At 41.1% G+C, this 18250-nt stretch carries 19 protein-coding genes; 4 read left to right on the forward strand and 15 right to left on the reverse strand.

The annotated features are described in order from the left end of the window. The first annotated feature begins 280 nt into the window (after nt 1-280). The 4 genes from DEHRE_RS09920 (at nt 281) to DEHRE_RS09935 (ending at nt 4154) form a co-directional block, all read left to right on the forward strand. Complete coding sequence (locus tag DEHRE_RS09920; protein ID WP_025205941.1) at nt 281-958, forward strand: Crp/Fnr family transcriptional regulator; 678 nt, start codon at nt 281-283, stop codon at nt 956-958. Between the two features lie 229 nt (nt 959-1187). Then, nucleotides 1188-1529 carry a hypothetical protein gene (locus DEHRE_RS09925; RefSeq protein WP_025205942.1) on the forward strand — a complete coding sequence of 114 codons (342 nt, stop codon included), beginning with the start codon at nt 1188-1190 and terminating at the stop codon, nt 1527-1529. Further along, nucleotides 1526-2530 (forward strand): twin-arginine translocation signal domain-containing protein, encoded by a 1005-nt coding sequence (locus tag DEHRE_RS09930; protein ID WP_025205943.1) that lies wholly within the window; start codon nt 1526-1528, stop codon nt 2528-2530. The genes DEHRE_RS09925 and DEHRE_RS09930 overlap by 4 nt, the downstream gene beginning before the upstream one ends. 373 nt (nt 2531-2903) lie before the next feature. After that, nucleotides 2904-4154, forward strand: a complete 1251-nt coding sequence (locus tag DEHRE_RS09935) for a 4Fe-4S binding protein (protein ID WP_025205944.1) — start codon at nt 2904-2906, stop codon at nt 4152-4154. 12 nt (nt 4155-4166) lie between these two features. Here the strand turns inward: DEHRE_RS09935 and DEHRE_RS09940 are convergent, their stop codons facing one another. From DEHRE_RS09940 to DEHRE_RS10000, 15 genes are all read right to left on the reverse strand, one after another. After that, on the reverse strand, nt 4167-4904 hold the full coding sequence (locus DEHRE_RS09940) for a Crp/Fnr family transcriptional regulator (protein WP_025205945.1): 738 nt from the start codon (nt 4902-4904) through the stop codon (nt 4167-4169). 35 nt (nt 4905-4939) lie between these two features. Next, nucleotides 4940-5923 (reverse strand): trigger factor, encoded by a 984-nt coding sequence (locus DEHRE_RS09945; RefSeq protein WP_242836941.1) that lies wholly within the window; start codon nt 5921-5923, stop codon nt 4940-4942. A gap of 157 nt (nt 5924-6080) precedes the next feature. Then, nucleotides 6081-7334, reverse strand: coding sequence for a 4Fe-4S binding protein (locus DEHRE_RS09950; protein ID WP_025205947.1), 1254 nt, complete (start codon nt 7332-7334; stop codon nt 6081-6083). Between the two features lie 129 nt (nt 7335-7463). After that, a complete protein-coding gene (locus DEHRE_RS09955; RefSeq protein WP_025205948.1) occupies nt 7464-7781 on the reverse strand; it encodes a hypothetical protein in 318 nt (105 codons plus the stop codon). A gap of 21 nt (nt 7782-7802) precedes the next feature. Then, complete coding sequence (locus tag DEHRE_RS09960; protein WP_020492687.1) at nt 7803-9458, reverse strand: reductive dehalogenase; 1656 nt, start codon at nt 9456-9458, stop codon at nt 7803-7805. A gap of 305 nt (nt 9459-9763) precedes the next feature. Beyond that, the gene (locus tag DEHRE_RS09965) at nt 9764-11155 is read right to left on the reverse strand and encodes a reductive dehalogenase (RefSeq protein WP_025205949.1); all 1392 of its coding nucleotides are present in this window, start codon (nt 11153-11155) and stop codon (nt 9764-9766) included. A 15-nt stretch (nt 11156-11170) separates the two neighbouring features. After that, nucleotides 11171-11476 carry a hypothetical protein gene (locus tag DEHRE_RS09970; protein ID WP_020492685.1) on the reverse strand — a complete coding sequence of 102 codons (306 nt, stop codon included), beginning with the start codon at nt 11474-11476 and terminating at the stop codon, nt 11171-11173. A 157-nt stretch (nt 11477-11633) separates the two neighbouring features. Beyond that, the gene (locus DEHRE_RS09975) at nt 11634-12350 is read right to left on the reverse strand and encodes a Crp/Fnr family transcriptional regulator (RefSeq protein ID WP_025205950.1); all 717 of its coding nucleotides are present in this window, start codon (nt 12348-12350) and stop codon (nt 11634-11636) included. 504 nt (nt 12351-12854) lie between these two features. Next, nucleotides 12855-13916: an IS3 family transposase gene (locus tag DEHRE_RS09980; protein ID WP_025205951.1), complete on the reverse strand. Its 1062-nt coding sequence runs from the start codon at nt 13914-13916 to the stop codon at nt 12855-12857. Between the two features lie 99 nt (nt 13917-14015). After that, a complete protein-coding gene (locus DEHRE_RS15020; RefSeq protein ID WP_167539427.1) occupies nt 14016-14159 on the reverse strand; it encodes a hypothetical protein in 144 nt (47 codons plus the stop codon). Between the two features lie 13 nt (nt 14160-14172). Further along, on the reverse strand, nt 14173-15345 hold the full coding sequence (locus DEHRE_RS09985; RefSeq protein ID WP_025205952.1) for a uroporphyrinogen decarboxylase family protein: 1173 nt from the start codon (nt 15343-15345) through the stop codon (nt 14173-14175). A gap of 3 nt (nt 15346-15348) precedes the next feature. Continuing rightward, the gene (locus tag DEHRE_RS09990) at nt 15349-15984 is read right to left on the reverse strand and encodes a cobalamin B12-binding domain-containing protein (RefSeq protein WP_025205953.1); all 636 of its coding nucleotides are present in this window, start codon (nt 15982-15984) and stop codon (nt 15349-15351) included. A gap of 273 nt (nt 15985-16257) precedes the next feature. Further along, nucleotides 16258-16401 carry a hypothetical protein gene (locus tag DEHRE_RS15025; RefSeq protein ID WP_015043201.1) on the reverse strand — a complete coding sequence of 48 codons (144 nt, stop codon included), beginning with the start codon at nt 16399-16401 and terminating at the stop codon, nt 16258-16260. Between the two features lie 13 nt (nt 16402-16414). Beyond that, complete coding sequence (locus DEHRE_RS09995) at nt 16415-17590, reverse strand: uroporphyrinogen decarboxylase family protein (protein ID WP_025205954.1); 1176 nt, start codon at nt 17588-17590, stop codon at nt 16415-16417. Nucleotides 17591-17593: 3 nt separating this feature from the next. Further along, a complete protein-coding gene (locus tag DEHRE_RS10000; RefSeq protein WP_025205955.1) occupies nt 17594-18232 on the reverse strand; it encodes a cobalamin B12-binding domain-containing protein in 639 nt (212 codons plus the stop codon). Nucleotides 18233-18250 lie beyond the last annotated feature (18 nt).

Below are 18250 nucleotides of genomic sequence, written 5' to 3' on the forward strand. Positions count from 1 at the left end.
TTAGTACCAGCATACACAATACTACGCAAATCCAACGCATAATCTCACTGGTAAATAGTTTGATTAATGCCTTAACCTCTTTAATCTATTAAAAAATAAGTCCTTTCAATTTTAACTTTTATCATTCTATGATACACTAACATACAAATGATGCTTTGTTAGAAACGGATGATTAAATATTACCAGACAACAAAATCAGCGAGTCGGAAAGATGTCAGCCTCAATGTCTTTGGCATTAAACCTATGTGAAAACGATTCTTTATTTTAGGAGGATAAAAGTATGGAAGGAAATAACTGCTTTATCTTCGGAAATAAAATAGTGCCTGGCATTTTTTTTGAAAGGGGAAATGAACTAAAATTTAAGCGCAATCAAATTATTTATTATCCCGGGCAGTTATTGGAAGGCATACTTATCGTAACAGAAGGCAGAGTAGAAAATTTTATCTATTCCTCTAATGGTAATTCCAAAATCTTTTTCATCTTTGGTCCCGGTTCGATAATAGGCGAAACCAATATTTTTGGGAATGTGCTGAATCCTGTTTATTATAAAGCATCCGATAATGCCAAGGCCTTATATGTAAGTAGAAATACGCTTGTCGATATCTTGAAAACGGATTATACTGCTGTTGAATTTTTGATGGAATCAATGGCTAAAAAAATAGTAACTTTCTATTACCAGACTCAGGATCTGACTTTTGGTGAGGCAGAAACTCGAGTATGCAATACATTAATTCAACTTGCCAGATATTATGGAGAAAAGAATAGTGACAATACTGTTAGTCTAAATATTAAGATCACTCATCAGTTTCTTAGTGATATATTGGGTATTAATAGGACAACAGCATCCAAAATAGCTATTAGCTTAAAAAAACGGAATCTCATTGATGTTAAAAGCGGAAAATACATTATTACGGATATAGATAAACTATCTGCTTATAATAAGGCTATAACAGAATAACTACGAAAAAATTTATCCACAAAGCTTATAAAGTACTAATATTTTAAAAGGCAAAGAAAATATGTAGCCTAGACAACAAAATCCCTGTTGTCCGGGCAATATGTTTTCTTTTTTTATTTTGCTATCTTTATCTCAAAAGAGCTATAGCCTTTCATCACAAACAAAATCTCAATGTCTAAAGGGGGTATCTAACAACAAAGTTAAACAAAACGATTAGGTGTCCGTAATCATGGCAGATCAAAAAAAGGGAGTGGTTTTTGTGTGGTTAATTTGGATGGCGGCAGGAGCTTTAAGTTTCTTTATCGCCCAAACATTCAACAAGCGCTTGAAGGAAAAAGAAATTATTTTAAAATGGTATCAATGGGGAGTTTTTGTCATTTGGTATGCCCTTGCCTTTTTGGCAATTGATATTGTCTGTCTCAGTATTGCTGAAGATGAAACAAGAGCTGCTGCAATTATGGGAGGGACTATTATAGCCATCATGCTGGTATTATTACCCCTTCTCAGGAAAATGCTTACCCCGGGTAAAAAGAACTCGGTCAACATGGAGAAAAAGGGGGAAGTGGCATGAAGACTTCAAGAAGAAATTTCTTAAAAGCAGCGCTAGCGGCCGGAGCAGCCTTAAGCGTTCCTGCCCTAATAGTGCCGGAACAAGCCCAGGCTAAAACCGTAGATAAACCAGTTTACGAGTTGACTAAGGATTATGGCCGTTTCGATCAGAAGAATACCATGTTCGCTCGCAAATTTTGGGATGCTGAATACAACGCCTGGAGAAAAACTTTACAGGCTCGCGATTTTAGTGTAAAAGATGAGCACGAATACATGGCTATGAACTTGGCCGCATGGCACGTGCATAATAACGGGGCATTTATGAACGCTTTTGGAGTTTCTGCCCAATCACCTTTAATGCGGTGGGACGATGCCGTTATTACCATGGATGAGAAAATCTCTGAAGCCTATAATACAGTTACTACTAAAAATACTGATAACCCCATGATTTGGGATGATACGATAGCTCCGAATGCTTTTCAAGAAGAGCCTGAGATATTTAGCCGAAAGGTCAAGAACGCAGGCTTATTTCTGGGAGCTTTTGATGTAGGCATTGCCAAATTAGACCCTAATTGGATTTATTCGCAATACTTTAACTTTAAAGAAAAAACGAGTAAGCCTTGGCCGAAAGATCCTGCACAGTTTAAGTATGCTGTAGTGGCAGCAATTGAGATGAAAAATGACCCAATTCGTGATCTAAAAACCTATAGTGCTTCAGCAAGTGCCGGACTTGGCTACTCTAACATGGTGGAAGTTGCTGACTCACTGGCTAGGTTCATCCGAGGTTTAGGATATCCGGCCATCCCTATCGGTAATGATACGATGCCAACAATTCCTGCCGCACTTGAAGCCGGTATGGGCGAATTAGGAAGAAACGGATTGTTGATTACGCCTAAATTTGGTCCCCGGGTACGGTTATGTGCCGTACTTACCGACGCACCTCTGATGCCAGATAAGCCTGTGGATATGGGCGTTAAAGCATTCTGCGATGTCTGCAAAAAATGTGACAGAAAATTGTCCTAACGGTTGTATTAGCTCAGGTGAACAAACAGCTGAAACACTCAACATATCCAACCGCCCCGGTGTCGTCAGATGGCCTGTCGACGGAAGAAAATGTTTTGACTTTTGGAGAATAAATCGTTCATCTTGCAGTGTTTGCATAGGAGTATGTCCGTACAATAAGGTAAAAGGAACAGCCTGGTTCCATGACATCACACCTTCGATCATAGAACATGCCTCACCACTTGATCGTTTCCTTGTCTTCGTGGATAAAACTTTGGGATATGGTGCAAAGAAACCTTTCAAACTTTAATGAAAGACGGTAAGTAAAATATAACCATAGGGGGAGTGTTAATTTTAGAAGCGCACTTCCCCTACCTTTCTGGAGATGTAGAATATGAAAAATTATTTGCTGGTTAAAAAGGTAATAATATTTCTGGCCATCGTTTCACTACTTGGGGCTTGGTGCTTTCTACACAAAGAAATAACGAGTGAAAAAACAGACGAGGCTAATCAATATGCTAAAGTATTAAAACAAGCGTATCCGCAAGCAGAAGAATTCGAAAAAATTTCCCCAGACCCTTTAACTTTTTTGGTAAGAGATTCAAATCAAAAAGAGATCGGTTTTGTAGCTTTTGGAGAAGCCAATGGTTATGGCGGTCCTCTAAAGATTGCAGTAGGTATAGATTTAGACGGACAAATTATTAGCACAATTATTGCCGAACAAAAAGAGACCCCTTCTTATTTAGAAGAAGTCCTTAGAAAAGGTTATTTGGACAAATTTAAGACTGCAAAAGTAACTTCCCCTTTTGTTCTGGGAGCAGACCTTAACGGAGTCTCAGGTGCCACCATCTCCTCAAAAGCTATAGCCAAAGCGATTCGCAACGCATCCCATGCTGTCGGCAGAGAAAATCTGAACCTTGAAGTCAAAGAAATAAGTGAACCATGGAATTTTGGAGCGGCAGAAGCTGCCGTAATGTTGATATTTATTTGCGCTATCATTTTTTCTTTCTTCAATAAGCAATTGAATCTTCTTATTAAAAGAAAATTAAATCTTCGATTTCCAATCATTTGCTGTAGTATAATCGTGCTTGGTTTTTGGCTTAATCGTCCAATATCTATGCAATATTTGACAGGCGCGATGTTAGGTTTCTTCCCTTCAATACGGGAAAATTTTTTATGGTATTTAGTCTTATTTACAGGAATTGGTTTGCCATTATTTACAGGAAAAAATATTTATTGCTTTTGGGTTTGCCCCTTTGGCGGTCTGCAGGAAATCATCAATAAACTTTGTGGGGTAAAATACCGTTTGAAAATTGCCAAAATCTTTAAAGTAACACGTTATTTCTTGCTATGGCTTGGTATTTTTCTAGTAATAATCAATAACAATCCGGCTTCAGGAAATATTGAACCGTTTGGAACAGTATTTGGCTTCAAAGGAACAGGATTTGATTGGATAGAACTTATCATCGTGTTGGTAATAGCGGTATTTAGCTATAGGTTCTGGTGCTATTTCTTATGCCCCATAGGTGCAGTAATGGACCTATTAAGTAACGTAAACCATGTGGTTTCAAAAGAATTATTACAACTATATAAAAGAATAGTTATTCACAAACCAGAAAGTATATCTTCAAATCCCAAACAATGAAAATAGTCAATCTCAAATTTTTGTTAGCAGCCGGGCATCTGTCGAACCATCAATTTCTATTACCCCGTATTCTTCTACGAGTCCCCTGTGAATAAAAAGCCTATTTCTTACAGTTTTAAGTTTCCCTGTATGTTTACACTGGCTGATCATTCGGCATACCGTACTCCGAGAGGCACTGATAATTTCCCCTATTCGCTCGTGGGACAGATTTACCGGCAACTCATACCAATCCCCGTTCCCGTGTTTCTTCTGTTCACCAGATTGGAGCAAGGAAACGAAATAATAGATCAGCCTCTGATTGGGAGTTGTCAAAGAAGAAAAGATATTTTCCCCTTCTAAAATTGACCGCAATCTCAATGTTACAATGGATACCATTTCGATTCCTAAATTAATGTCCTCAAGCATGGCCTGAATCAAATCTTTTCGGGAAATCTTATACGCCTCGCAATCTTCGATAGCTTGAATACTTCCGCTAACTGGAAGCTGATCGAATGCCGGTCCTAAGCCGAAAATCCTCCTAGGACCTACTAAAGAGGCAATCCTTTCTTCTCCACAGAGATTATTCAGATAATATGCAGCCCATCCCTTAATGACAACATAGGCATGCTCCGCAACACTCCCTTCCGGAATGATGATAGCGCCTTTTTTAAATGATACCCTGGTTCCATGACTTGAAGCGTATCTGATAACAGTGTCTTTAACCGGCCGTTCAATCCACTGCAAATACACAAGCGAATTGGCGATATACATGTTATCCCAACCCCCAAACATATTATTTTATAAAGTTATGGTTTTACTAAATTTGCCTCCAGCAAAAAATCCATGGCTGTTCTTCGCAAAAGTTGGGTTTCCAACACTTTTTGCTCTCCTGCCAGACCGACGTCCTGATCCTCTTGCCAGTTTTTCTTCAGTTGTTCTTTTGCCTGTTTGATTTCTTCATCAGTAAGTTGAATTCCTTCTGTTTGAATGACAGCATCCAAGATTTTTTCTCCAAGAATTATTTTCGCAGCCTCTTTTTTACACTCAGCAAGTAACTCTTCAGCCGTTATCTTTCTTTGCATTAAGTAATTAATAAGTTCTATGTCATGGCTTTTTTCCAGCTCATTAGCAAATTTCTGGTACAAATTTTCCGCTGCTTGATTTAAGATCTCCTCATCGAATTCATACTTACTTCCATCCGCCAGAGCCTGGAACACTTTTTCGATATTTGCTGTGCGTGCCATTGCTTCTTTTTCATGGTTAATCTCTGCTGCCAATAATTCCTTTAACTCCAGCAGCGTTTTTACTCTTGGGTCAATTTCCCGGACAATATCGTCCGTCAATTCCGGCTCTTTCATACGGTATACTTTTACAATCTCGACAGAAAAATTGATACGCTGCCCCCATGAGGCTTGGTACTCCGGCAAAACAGGCTGTATTGTTGTTGTAAATTTCACTGTCTCGCCCATTTTCTTACCAAGCAGGTTGGCTGAGAATTCTTGTAAGATGTTTTCGTCGCCCGATCTGAACTTAAAGCCCCTCTCCCTAAATTTGGGGACTATCTTTCCATTTTCCGTTCCTTCAAAATTTACAATGATATAATCTCCGGTTTCGATCGGTTCATCATTTTTTTCGACCTGGATTTCGTCCAAAGATTTTTTAACATAATTGAGTGCTTCGTTAAGTTCTTCTTCTTTGACGGAGACATCAAAACGATCGACATTTAATCCTTTGTACTGTCCAAGTTCGAATTGTTTCATCCTGTCTCTAACCTTTATGTTGATTGCCACTTGAAACCTCCTCCCCTTCCGGTAATTTTTTAACGGTCTGCCCGGATAATGCCGACTGATTGGAGCATTACGATGATGTGAGCTGCTCCTAGTATCAGTATTAAGGCAATAAATAACAGATCCTTTATTTTCAGGCTTTGTTGCTTTTTCTTTGGTTCTACCTTTGGTTCCCTATTCGGTTCCATTTTTGGTTCCCTATTTTGTTCCACATTTGTTTCCATACGTTCACCCCGTTATTCCGCCAACGATTGAGTAAGTTGAGTATAAAGCCGACTGGACAGAAGAATTGACAATAAAACCGGCTGATAAACAGACTGATGAAAATAAATACCGGCAGCATTAACCACATGACCCATACGGCTTTAAACAGGAAGAATGCACTAAACGGCTGGTAATCCAATGTTCCATAGTCCCCTAGGAAGGTTCCTAGCATGATGGCCGCCCATAGGATGGTCGGTGCAGCCAGCTTTAGTTTCCTGGTAACTTGCGGGGAAATCCCCAAGGATTTAAAACCTGCTGCTTTGTTAATAACCTCTTGGGCTGCTCCGAAAGGGCAGATCCACGCACAGTAAATGTTCTTGCCCAAAAGGACTATAAAGCCCAATGTTCCGAAAATAAGCACATACCATCCTATATTGGTCAAGCCCGGTATTTGCAGTGTTATTAGTGAGAATAAGTTGCTGGCTGCTACGAATTCTTTTACGAAAAATCCCATAACCCCGAAACTTGCTAAAAGTATCCAAATCCGCAATCGCACGAGTTTTTTGATGAAGGCTGCAGCGAGCGCGATGATATAGATCACCATCATCGCCAAATCCTGCCGGTTAAATTGATAGCTGTCATAGGGATTGCTCCAGCGCGTGTTGAAGAATTTGGATGCGATATAAGCAGTTCCTTTGTTTACTGCCTCAGCTACAGCATGAGACGATACAGTGGAACCGGTTACCCGGTCAATGTAGTTATTGGTTTGTTTTTCATCCAGATAACCGGAATAGCCTGAGGCCCCTCCTAGATATATAGGTTCTTTGACGGAGAGGTTTTTAAATTGATCAAACAGCTTTCTGCTATAGAGTCTCTCAAAGAAGATGGGGGTCTCGCCCTGCTGGGTGACAATTACTTTTTCCACGAAGCCTTCTTGGCTGACGATGGTCATGGCTTCGATGCGGGATTGATATCCTACTGCGGAGTCACAGACGGCATAATATTTTTTTCCTGCAGCATCAACTTGATAAGCGCGTTGGGCCCCGATCATTTTCTCGATGGATGTGACACCAGGAATGTTCTGCTGAATGACCGCCTCGTAATCAATGGTTTTACTCGTCCAAAAGATACCATAAAAGATCGCCGCGATTGAAGTTATAAATAATACAGCCAAATAGTAGGTCTCCGGATTTTTCCTTTTCCCTTCCACATCTTCATCCTCATCTTATATGTTTTTTTGAACTGTATGTTTGATGGCACGGACACGCAAGCCACTTAATACAATTAACAACATAAGTGGCTGCGTGTCTAAAACGGATTACATTATCTTAAATTATTCCTAAATCGCGTTAGTTTCACCTTTTTCTATGGTCTTCTTTGTGGAACGATTTGCCAGCCTATATGTGATAATGGCCGGAATCAACGCTACACCGCCAAAGAAAAGAAAGCCCATAGCAACTGCTTGATATTCCCCTTCAACAAAACTGGCATAACCCCAAGCGAAAGAAAACACCAAGAAAAAGTTTGCACCAAAACCGCCAAGTTGAAAACCAATCGTATTCTTTCCTTTGCTTTTCAAATACCACCAAATACCATATTGAATTAGAAGCAATAATATGCCGAAACTCATCCAAGTCAGGACATCTACAATCGTCATCATGATGGATCACACCTCCAATTATTTTACCGGCTCCAGGTTATTCCAGAAATCATTCACTTTGTTCTTAACATACCCGGACTCGATCCGTTCTTCGGGGTCTACCGGGCCGTTGTAGCCAAACCACTCATCGAACTTACGCGCCGCATCTTGAACCAAGGGAACTTGGGTAGCGATTCTGGCAATATCATGATTCCATTGCCCGATCTTATTCCAAGAACATACTGCTATACATACTCCGCAGTCATTGCCGTTATAAGCCCAGAATGAATTACAACGGTGAGCGTCAACCTGCCATTTTTCTGTATAAGGATTCTCTGAAGTACCGCAATCTTCAGGCTGCAGAACACGTGCCTCTTTCTCATGAGAGATAGCCTGAGCCGGGCAACCGTCCGCGCATTTCAGGCAAAGGCGGCAGAACTCACGCACCCCGAAACTTTTCGGCTTGTCAGGAATAAGTTCCAAATCTGTGTAGACTTTGGCGATACGAGCCCGAGGACCGAATTTTTGAGTAATAAGCAACCCGTTTCTTCCGGCCTCTCCGAGACCGGCTTGAACTGCAATAGGAACGCTCATCCCCGTGTCGTTTCCTGACGGGATTGCATTGTGCCCCAGATATCTTAAAAAAGTTGCAAGCTTGTTGGTCATCTCTGCCATCTTTGAGTAAGCCATACCTGGCCCAGCACTCTGCAGAATCGCTGGTGCTGTGCGAAAAGCCTCGTAACTCATTTCAAAAGCTACAGTAATCACGTATTTTGGCTTAAAGCCGGCATATTTTTCCCAATCCGCATCAAACCTATTCAGTCCGAAGACTTCTACTCCCTCATTTTTAAGTAATTTGTCAAGATTATACGGTACATATGCAGTACTGCCATTAGGTAGTTTGAACGGCTTGTGTTTTGGTCTGCACCAGTTGGCGTAGGTCCAGCGGTCATCATAGGGTGCAATACCGACCAGATCTGCCCCCAGATGAATAGCCGCCCTTTTTATATATTTTGTGGCCTCTTCCGCAGAGTTGAATTTCCATTGTCTCCCCTGATTTCGCCTCGCCTCTGCTAAACTATTATCCCAATTATACAATCCCTGGACAGCCACTGGCTCTTTCGCCACTTCATTTGTTTCGGGATTAATGGGATACTGATAAATTACTCCTGACGGACCGCTGCCTATTGCAGTAAATCCGCCAAACGACAGTTCCACCGCCCAGGCGGCTAAAGCCAATGCAGCGTCTATTTGACGCCACCCTTCTTCCCCATCGCGCAGTGGTAGAACAGTACCATCATGTTGAGAGAATAAACTTACTCCCGTTTCGCTAACGGTTGAATTACGCCCTTTAATCCCAAGCTTCTCGGCGTTAATCCGCGGAAGGTCTTTCCCGGTATCTTTTTTCCCAGTGATTTTAGAAACATCATCGTTCACAAATTTAATCGGCGTCTTATTTTCTTCAGTGTCAAATACTTTTTGATAATAAATCTTGTCCCCCGGCAACCGTTGATACTTTTCATCCACTGTGTAAGGAAATTCTGAAGTCTCCTTGATAGGCGCTACGATGTCTGCCGCCTGGGCAACCAAAGGATTAAATGTTTCCTTTGCCACCGTAGCCGTTGCAACAGCGGCAGCGACAGTACCCATGAGTGAAGTTTTCAAAAAACTTCGTCTGTCTAAGTTGTTTCCCATGAATGTATCTCCTCCTAAATGGTATTAATATTTCAGTTGTATTTTACTTCAGCTAAAATGATTGACTATATCTGGAGATACAATTATAAAAATATTTTGTTCGTCATTTCTTATTTATAATGCCAAACCTTAAACAAGATTTTCTTTTCATTTTTGCACATACTAAATTTCTTTAAAACATTTCATGCTAAAATATTACATGAAGAAAAGGTGGAAGAAGGTCTTCTCCCGTAATGGAATAAATTTAAGCGACGGGTTAAAAACCCGTCGCTTACAGTGCATTGTTCTATTACGAAAAAATAATTTTAATGAGCGGGAGAAGCCTTTGGGGCCGGAGCCGGAGGGATACTGGCAGGTATCTTATAAAGTTCCGGCCACTCCAACCACCACTTGTACTTCTCGATTTGTTCAGTGCCATAGCCGAACATATCGTCAATTGACTTGAGAAGCTTTGCATTGGCTTCCCCTCTGCTCCCAATCCACAACCCAGCTTCATGAAACCAAGAATCTTCCTTGGAGTTCCAGGGACAGACTTTCATGCAGCGTCCGCAGGAAGAACCTTCTTCATTGGATACACGGAATTCCGTGCACTTTTTCATGTCGCTGTTCCAACGTAAGTAACCGTTATATTCAATTGGGTCTTTGTCAGGCGTGATGGCTTTGGATGGACATTCATCCGCGCATTTTCCACATACTCTGCAGAAATCCAGCATGCCAAAATCGATTGGTTTATTGGGAAGCAGTGGCAAATCTGTGGTAACAGCCGCTACTTTAAGACGGAATCCGAGCCGGGGATGGGCTGCACAGTCTCCTGTTCTGGTTAATTCCCCCAACCCTGCCGCCAATATTAGAGGTGGCATAACGGCCATATAGTTTCTTGCGTGGTGAGCTCTGGCATTATAGCCGAGGCTTCTGATATATTTTGCTATTATAACCGCAATATTGCCCGTAGCATGATAGCTGCGCATAGATTGAGACGCACTGACTCCATCATAGCCAGTCGATCCCAACATGGTCTCCAGGTGTTGGTCAACCATTACGACGATTACATAGGGATAACGTTGTGTTACTGGATAAACACATTCTTCTACCGGTTGGTAAGCTAAATCCTTTGTGGGATATACTTTATGAGAATAGTAAGCATAAGAAGGCATTTTCCCAATGCCCACCTCATCGGCTCTCAAAAAATAGGCAAGGTCTCTAATATGCTGGGACATTTGCTCCGGGTCTGGAATCGGTAATTTTTCAGGCGCCGGTTTGCCGTCCACTGCATCTTCTGTGCCAACAAAACCGAGAGTCGCACTTATTGCTCCTCCCTGAGGATGTTTAGGAACGAAATTATAAACTCCTCTATGGGCTCTATCACTAATTAGCCCCCTCCGGGCCAAATTAAACCCCATATCAGCCTCATTGGTATTTTTCACTGTCCCAACAAGCTTAGATGTCCCTAACCATTGATCATTATTTTCCGCAAACGTAACGCTAGCTCCGCCATAGTTATGCTCGGGATGAAGTTTCGACCATTGCCCTTTGGCCGGGGCTAAGTAGTTAACACTACTTGGAACAGCAGCATTCGCCAATTTTGCCGGAGCCTTGATCGCTCCTATGACCCCCATTGCTGTTGCGGCCATTCCAGCTTTCAGAAAATTGCGCCGGTTCATTCCTAATTTTTGTTTTTGCTCTGTTTTTTCTACCATGTTATGACCTCCCTTCTAAGCTTGTACTGCATTGCTTGCTTTTTTTACGCCAATAAAACCTAACAGACGAGCCAAAACAACCGCAAGAACCACAGAAATTCCCAAGAATAAGAATATTGCCGTACTTGTTGCTTTGACATGGCCAACGCTGGCATTAATGTAAACAAAGGAAATACCGGTCCAAGTAATGGCATACCATAGTACAAATAAGCTCCAGTTGAGAACCGTTTTCCACATTAATTCACGCTTGGCACGGGGTTTAATGAAAATAATTCCTCCTAAAAATAACACACCGGCGATAAAAATTAAAAATGTGCTCATATTTTTCACCTCCTTCCCAGTTAAGAAATAAATTTGTTCATACAAGTACATTATATAAAACAACAAGCAATTGAATCTTTAAATCGGTTTAAAACTTCAATTGCCTGTTGTAAAATAATTAGGAAAAACTATATTTTTGTTGTTTTCTATTTTTCAATTATCTTATTCTTTTTCCATGTGTTACTTCTAAAACATGTGTTTCATGTGTCAGCATATATAGCTTTGGTAAATCGCGGATAATTATTTTGTTTTTCTTTTTTTCCAAGATATTCTGCCTTCTTAACCATCCCAATACTTTAGATACTGTTACATAGTGCGTCCCCGTAATTTCCGATATATCTTTCATCGATAGGTCAATATTAATCTCTATACAATCGTCTACTTCGATACCACTGGTAAGGCAAAGTTTGTGAAGTAACCTTACCACTCTGACAGTAGGATTAAAATAATTCATTTCTGTTACTTGTCTTAAATAATAATTTATTTTCGATTGATAGTTCTTAAGAACATCAATTACAATATCGTCATCTATACGAAAGATTTGTCTGATTTGCTGCTCGGTAAAAAAACAAACTTGGCTGTCTTCAGTGGCAACAGCATAGATGCGACTGAACTCTGTGAATAAAAGACTCAATATACAATACTTCCCAGCAAAATACATCAACTTTTCCCGTTCATCCTCAATGAACCTATTGATTCTAAGCCTTCCATAAATGACATAACCTAGAGTTAGCATTCTATCTCCCGGAAAAACAACCGTACTTCCTTTCGGATAGGTTTTTACAGACCCTAAATGAGTATACTTAACTAGTTTCTCAACTGGAAAGAATGTATCCGGAACTACTACGTCCAATTTTTTAAGATCTTCTTTCATACCCTTCTTCCTCCCGTCATTTTTTCAACCGCCGGGCAATATGCTGGTTAAATGCCTATCTCCCCTTTCCTCATTTTGTATAAAAAATGTTCCAAATGTTTGCATACATTAATAATTTTGTAAATATTTTATGGTAAACTAAGTTAAGGAAGATTGAAGTCACAACAGCATAATAAAGTGTTAATACTAGATTTAACCAAGATAATATTCTTATCATTTGGTTTGTATAGTGGCACGTCCTAAAGAAATAATTGAGAATTTATTAAGTGCTGCTATTAAGTGCTTTACTATCTTAGGAATGCAACTATAGCGCATATATTATACAATATAAACTTTTATTATTCTTTAATCCGCGTTAAGACGCTATGCCTGCTTTACCTTCGGAATCGTACTGTTGTTTTTTTCTCCGATGATAATCAACATCTTTTTTTCTTATATCTTCTAGTAAAAACAGCCAGGATGAACTGCCCCCTGTCAAGTAGACAGATAAAAAAACTAAAAACTTTATGCTGCTAAGGTCTGATTTCGATACTCTATCGGAGTCAGGCCTTTTAGATTTTTCTGTAATCTTCTCGTGTTATAGAAATCAATGTATTGATCAATCGCTAGTTCTAATTCCTCATAGGTATGGAACTTCTGCAAATAGTACATCTCAGATTTGATGATTCCCCAAAAGCCTTCCATCGGACCATTATCGATACATCTACTGACACGGGACATACTTTGCGTACCACTAATGCTATCAATCTTATTTTTGAACTGTCTATTGGTATATTGAAAACCTCTATCACTATGGAATAGTGGCTTTGCATCAGGATTGGCTGCTACTGCCAGGTCAAAGGTTTTAAAGACGAGCTGGTTGTTATTGGCATGCCCAAGGACATAAGAAACGATTCTTCTGTCGCCGAGATCCAGTATCGCACTCAGATAAGCTTTCAGCCCATTTGTAAGTTTGAATTCCGTGACATCAGTCAACCATTTTTGATTCGGTTTATCTGCCTGGAAATTCCTGTTCAGTATATTTTCAGCGGTTATCTGAGGTGTACTTGGGATATAGTTCTTCCGCTTCTTGCGAATGACAGACTTCATATTGACAGATTCCATCAATCGATAGATGCGTTTGTGATTGTACTGTTGGCTCATGATCCTGTTGATATTCATCGTCATGCGCCGGTATCCGTAAATACCATGAACTTCTGTGTATAGCCGAATCATCTCTTCCAGTATCAGTGTATTCCTTCTGTCTGTTTCACTTTCTGGCCGATTAATCCATTTATAGTATGAAGAGCGTGCGATATCAGCAAAATTACATAATTCTGCTATGGCATATCGCTCTTCTTCATCTGTAACTGCCTGCAATTTTATTGTATCAGGATAACATTTATTAGCTCTTAAAGTCTGTAGTCCTTGTTTTCCTTCTATTTGATATTTGCGAAGCCAGGCTTGAAAGGAGCTCTTATGAATTTGTAATTCGTAACAGATTTGAGATGTCCCTCTTTTGCCAGAAAGATAATCTTCAATTGCTCTCAATTTTTCCCCTATTGGAACTTTTGTTTTCCGTCCCATAAAAAATATGCTCCCTTCATAAAAACAGTTTTATTATTTTAACTGTCTACTACGAAGGGAGCATATCAGGTCTTTTAAGTCTTTCTTATTCTCTTTATTTTAAAAGAGCGCCAGGAAAGTGACATAGGCAAAAATCATTTCCTGTCCGATATCCCAGCTCATAGCCATTGCAGGATCCTTATCTGCGAGTTCCGGATGCTGTTTAACGATATCACTCCAAGAGATTAACAATTGTTCTTCCACCGTGAAGCACCTCCTATTTATAAATACCATACTCCATGACAAATTTGTTTACGGCAATGACGTTTTCTGCTTTAGCATCCTGCGGCGCGATAAGTTCCTTATCGGTACCAAAAATGTATCCTCCACCAGGTGCCAGATTATCCAATAATTCTTTTGCTTTGGCAATACATTCTTCCTTGGTGCCATATTGCAGCAGTGTCGCCGGGAAAAGTCCGATGATGCACATGGTATCTTGGAGCTTTTGTTTCATTTCTTTGGGATCTCCGTGTTCAAACCAGCCCATTGTTTTCTTAGCCGGAAGTTCTTGAAGATGATTGTAAAAACGTGACCAATCGCCTTCGTAGAACGGTATTACATAGACATTATGGGCAGCGAAAAATTCCATGATCATTTTAAACGACGGCCAGTAATACTTGTCGAAGTCCGCTACTTTCAGCATGGTAGGTAAATGCAGCGGTAAAAGAAGAGCTTTTGGGTTTGGGCTCGGCGGTGCCATGTGAACCTGCCCCATGCCAAGTCTGATGACCAACGGTGTAAACGCTTGGATAGCCTCTGACAATTCCGCCGGACGACGGCGAATGTCCCCGAATACTCCTTTAATGCCCCTGAAGAAATCCGCAATCCAATCCATTGGGTGTAAAATAATGCCGTCAAATAGCACGGGCATTCCTTGCGCGGCAAGTGAACCCTTAATGGCTCCCTTTTGGGCGCCAAACATCCCAAACTTCATGGCGCCTTTGGCAAATGCTAAATCCCTCATCGGTGAATCCTTAGCCAGCTCAGCGTATTTTCGCGGCAACACCTTCTCTACCAAGAACCTGAATGGATCTTTGCTGAATTCCGGATATTCATCATCTTTCATTATTTGGGCAGATTCGTCGGAATACTGGACAATATTGCTGTCACTTAAGTAGTGAAATGCCTTACTCCCCAACGCCTGATAAACGCCGCCTGGTCTGGCAAAAGGCTGATGAAGCATATCCATCGGAATATCATTCGCCATCTTCAGCATTGCTTTACCGCATTTATCCATGTCCCAATTCGTCTCAGAATCAGTATATCCTCCATAGTAAGCACCCCAAGTCCCATAAGTACCTAGCACTGGGACGCGATCCGCTTGTTCCAACCTTAAAGTTTTGAAGACACGGTCCAAACGTTCTTGATAAGTATTCATTACTTCACTCATTGATCAACCCACCCATCCTTGGCATATTTTCACACCTTCAGCTGCGTTTGTCGAGAAGGCGTCGGCACCTATGCTTTTACAAACAACCTCATTAACCGGTACTCCGCCGATAATCACCTTGACTGAACTTCTGAAGCCTGCTTCATTAAGCGCATTAACCGTTTCCTTCATACTATCCAGCGCCAAAGTCAATACGCCGCTTAATCCCACAATATCAGGATTAACCTCTTTAACCTTGTCCACGATCTGGCTGACCGGAACATTGATCCCCAGGTCGATTACCTCAAAATTTGCGGCTTCAACCATGGATCTGAAAATATTTTTACCTATGTCATGAAGATCTCCGAAAACTGTAGCCAGGACAATTTTTCCACCTTTTGCTGAGGAACCTGCACTTAAAGCCGGTTTGAGCTTGTCCATTACACTTTGCAACACTTCCCCGGCAAAGACCAAGTCTCCGATAAAGTACTCGCCCGAATCATAACGTTCACCTACGAGCGTCATACCTTGCTGACAGGCTTTAACAACTTCTTGAGCTGCGGCATTGTCGTCTTTGCTTAGTACTTCATCAATCGCCTTGTTTAACACGTCTTCGTCCAAATCGGACATCGCTTGAGTCAGGACTTTCAAATCCACCACTTCAAATCATCCTCCTTAAATTTTTTTGTTTAGTTTTGTAATTCTGAAATAATTTTTTTATTCCATTAACTCGTCTATACAAGTAAAGATATCATTTGCAAAAAACATATGAATTAGTGGGCGATAATTTGTTCATAGGTCTTTTGATTTTTTCCAATGATAATCGTTAAGTCTCCCCTTTATGATTAAGTAAAACGGGGCCGTTGCAAAACGAATTAAGATAATTCGTTAGCAACGGCCCCGTTTTATTTAGTCTTCCTTATTCTCTTTGTTTTAAAAGAGTGCAAGGAAAGTTACATAGGCAAAAATCATTTCCTGTCCAATATCCCAATTCATTCCCATCGCGGGGTCCTTGTCTGCGAGTTCCGGATGCTCTTTAACGATATCACTCCAAGAGATCAACAATTGTTCTTCCATCGTGAAACACCTCCTATTTATAAATACCATACTCCATGACAAATTCATTTACGGCGATGATGTTTTCCGCCTTGCCATCAGCTGGCGCAAGAAGCTCCTTATCGGTGCCAAAAATGTATCCTCCGCCAGGTGCCAGATTATCCAATAATTCTTTCGCTTTGGCAATACATTCTTCCTTGGTGCCATATTGCAGCAGTGTCGCCGGGAAAAGTCCGATGACGCACATGGTGTCTTTGAGTTTATCTTTTATCTCTTTAGGATCACCATGTTCGAACCAACCCCCTGTTTTCTTGGCTGGAAGCTCTTGAAGATGATTGTAATAACGCGACCAATCACCTTCGTAGAACGGTATTACATAGACATTATGGGCAGCAAAAAATTCCATGATCATTTTAAACGACGGCCAGTAATACTTGTCGAAGTCCGCTACTTTCAGCATCGTAGGTAAATGCAGCGGGAAAAGAAGGACTTTGGGGTTTGGTTTCGGTGGCCCCATGTGCACTTGACCCATGCCAAGCCTGATGACCAACGGTGTAAACGCTTGGATGGCCTCTGCGAATTCCGCCGGACGACGGCGAATGTCTCCAAATACTCCTTTTATGCCCCGGAAGAAATCCGCAATCCAATCCATCGGGTGTAAAATAATACCGTCAAATAGCAAAGGCATTCCATATTGCGCGGCAAGTGAACCCTCAATAGCTCCCTTTTGGCCGCCATACATTCCAAACTTCATGGCTCCTTTGGCAAATGCTAAATCCCTCATCGGTGAATCCTTAGCCAGTTCGGCATATTTTCGCGGCAAAACCTTTTCTACCAAAAACCTGAACGGATCTTTGGTAAATTCGGGATATTCATCATCTTTCATTATTTGGGCAGACTCGTCGGAATACTGGACGATATTGCTGTCACTTAAGTAGTGGAATGCACTGCTCCCCAATGCCTGATACACGCCACCCGGCCTGTTATAGATCATATGGATCATATCTACTGGAAGCTCATCTGCTACTTTCATTAGGGCTTTGCCGCATTTATCCGTATCCCAATTGGTTTCTGCATCGGTATACCCTGCAAAGTAAGAACTCCAAGTTCCATACGTGCCCAGCACAGGAACACGGTCGGCTTGTTCCAGTCTTAAGGTTTTAAAAATTCGGTTCAGACGTTCTTGATATAGGTTCATAACTTCACTCATTAATCAACCCACCCATCCTTGGCATATTTTTACGCCTTCAGCGGCGTTTGTTGAGAAAGCATCTGCCCCTATGCTTTTACATACATTCTCATTAACGGGTACGCCGCCGATAATAACCTTAACTGAATTTCTAAGGCCTGCTTCATTAAGCGCATTAACTGTTTCTTTCATACTATCCAGCGCCAAAGTCAGTACACCGCTTAATCCCACAATATCAGGGTTAACCTCTTTAACCTTGTCCACGATCTGGCTGACCGGAACATTGATCCCCAGGTCGATCACCTCAAAATTTGCGGCTTCAACCATGGATCTGAAAATATTTTTGCCTATGTCATGAAGATCTCCAAAAACTGTAGCTAAAACAATCTTTCCGCCTTTTGCTGAGGAACCTGCACTTAAAGCCGGTTTGAGCTTGTCCATTACACTTTGCAACACTTCCCCGGCAAAGACCAAATCCCCGATAAAGTACTCGCCCGAATCATAGCGTTCACCTACGAGTGTCATACCTTGCTGACAGGCTTTAACAACTTCTTGAGCTTCTGCGGCATTGTCGTCTTTGCTTAGTACTTCATCAATAGCCTTGTTTAACACGTCTTCGTCCAGATCAGACATCGCTTGGGTCAGGACTTTCAAATCCACCACTTCAAATCATCCTCCTTA

The organism is Dehalobacter restrictus DSM 9455 (genome assembly GCF_000512895.1).
Taxonomy (GTDB): Bacteria; Bacillota; Desulfitobacteriia; order Desulfitobacteriales; family Syntrophobotulaceae; genus Dehalobacter; species Dehalobacter restrictus.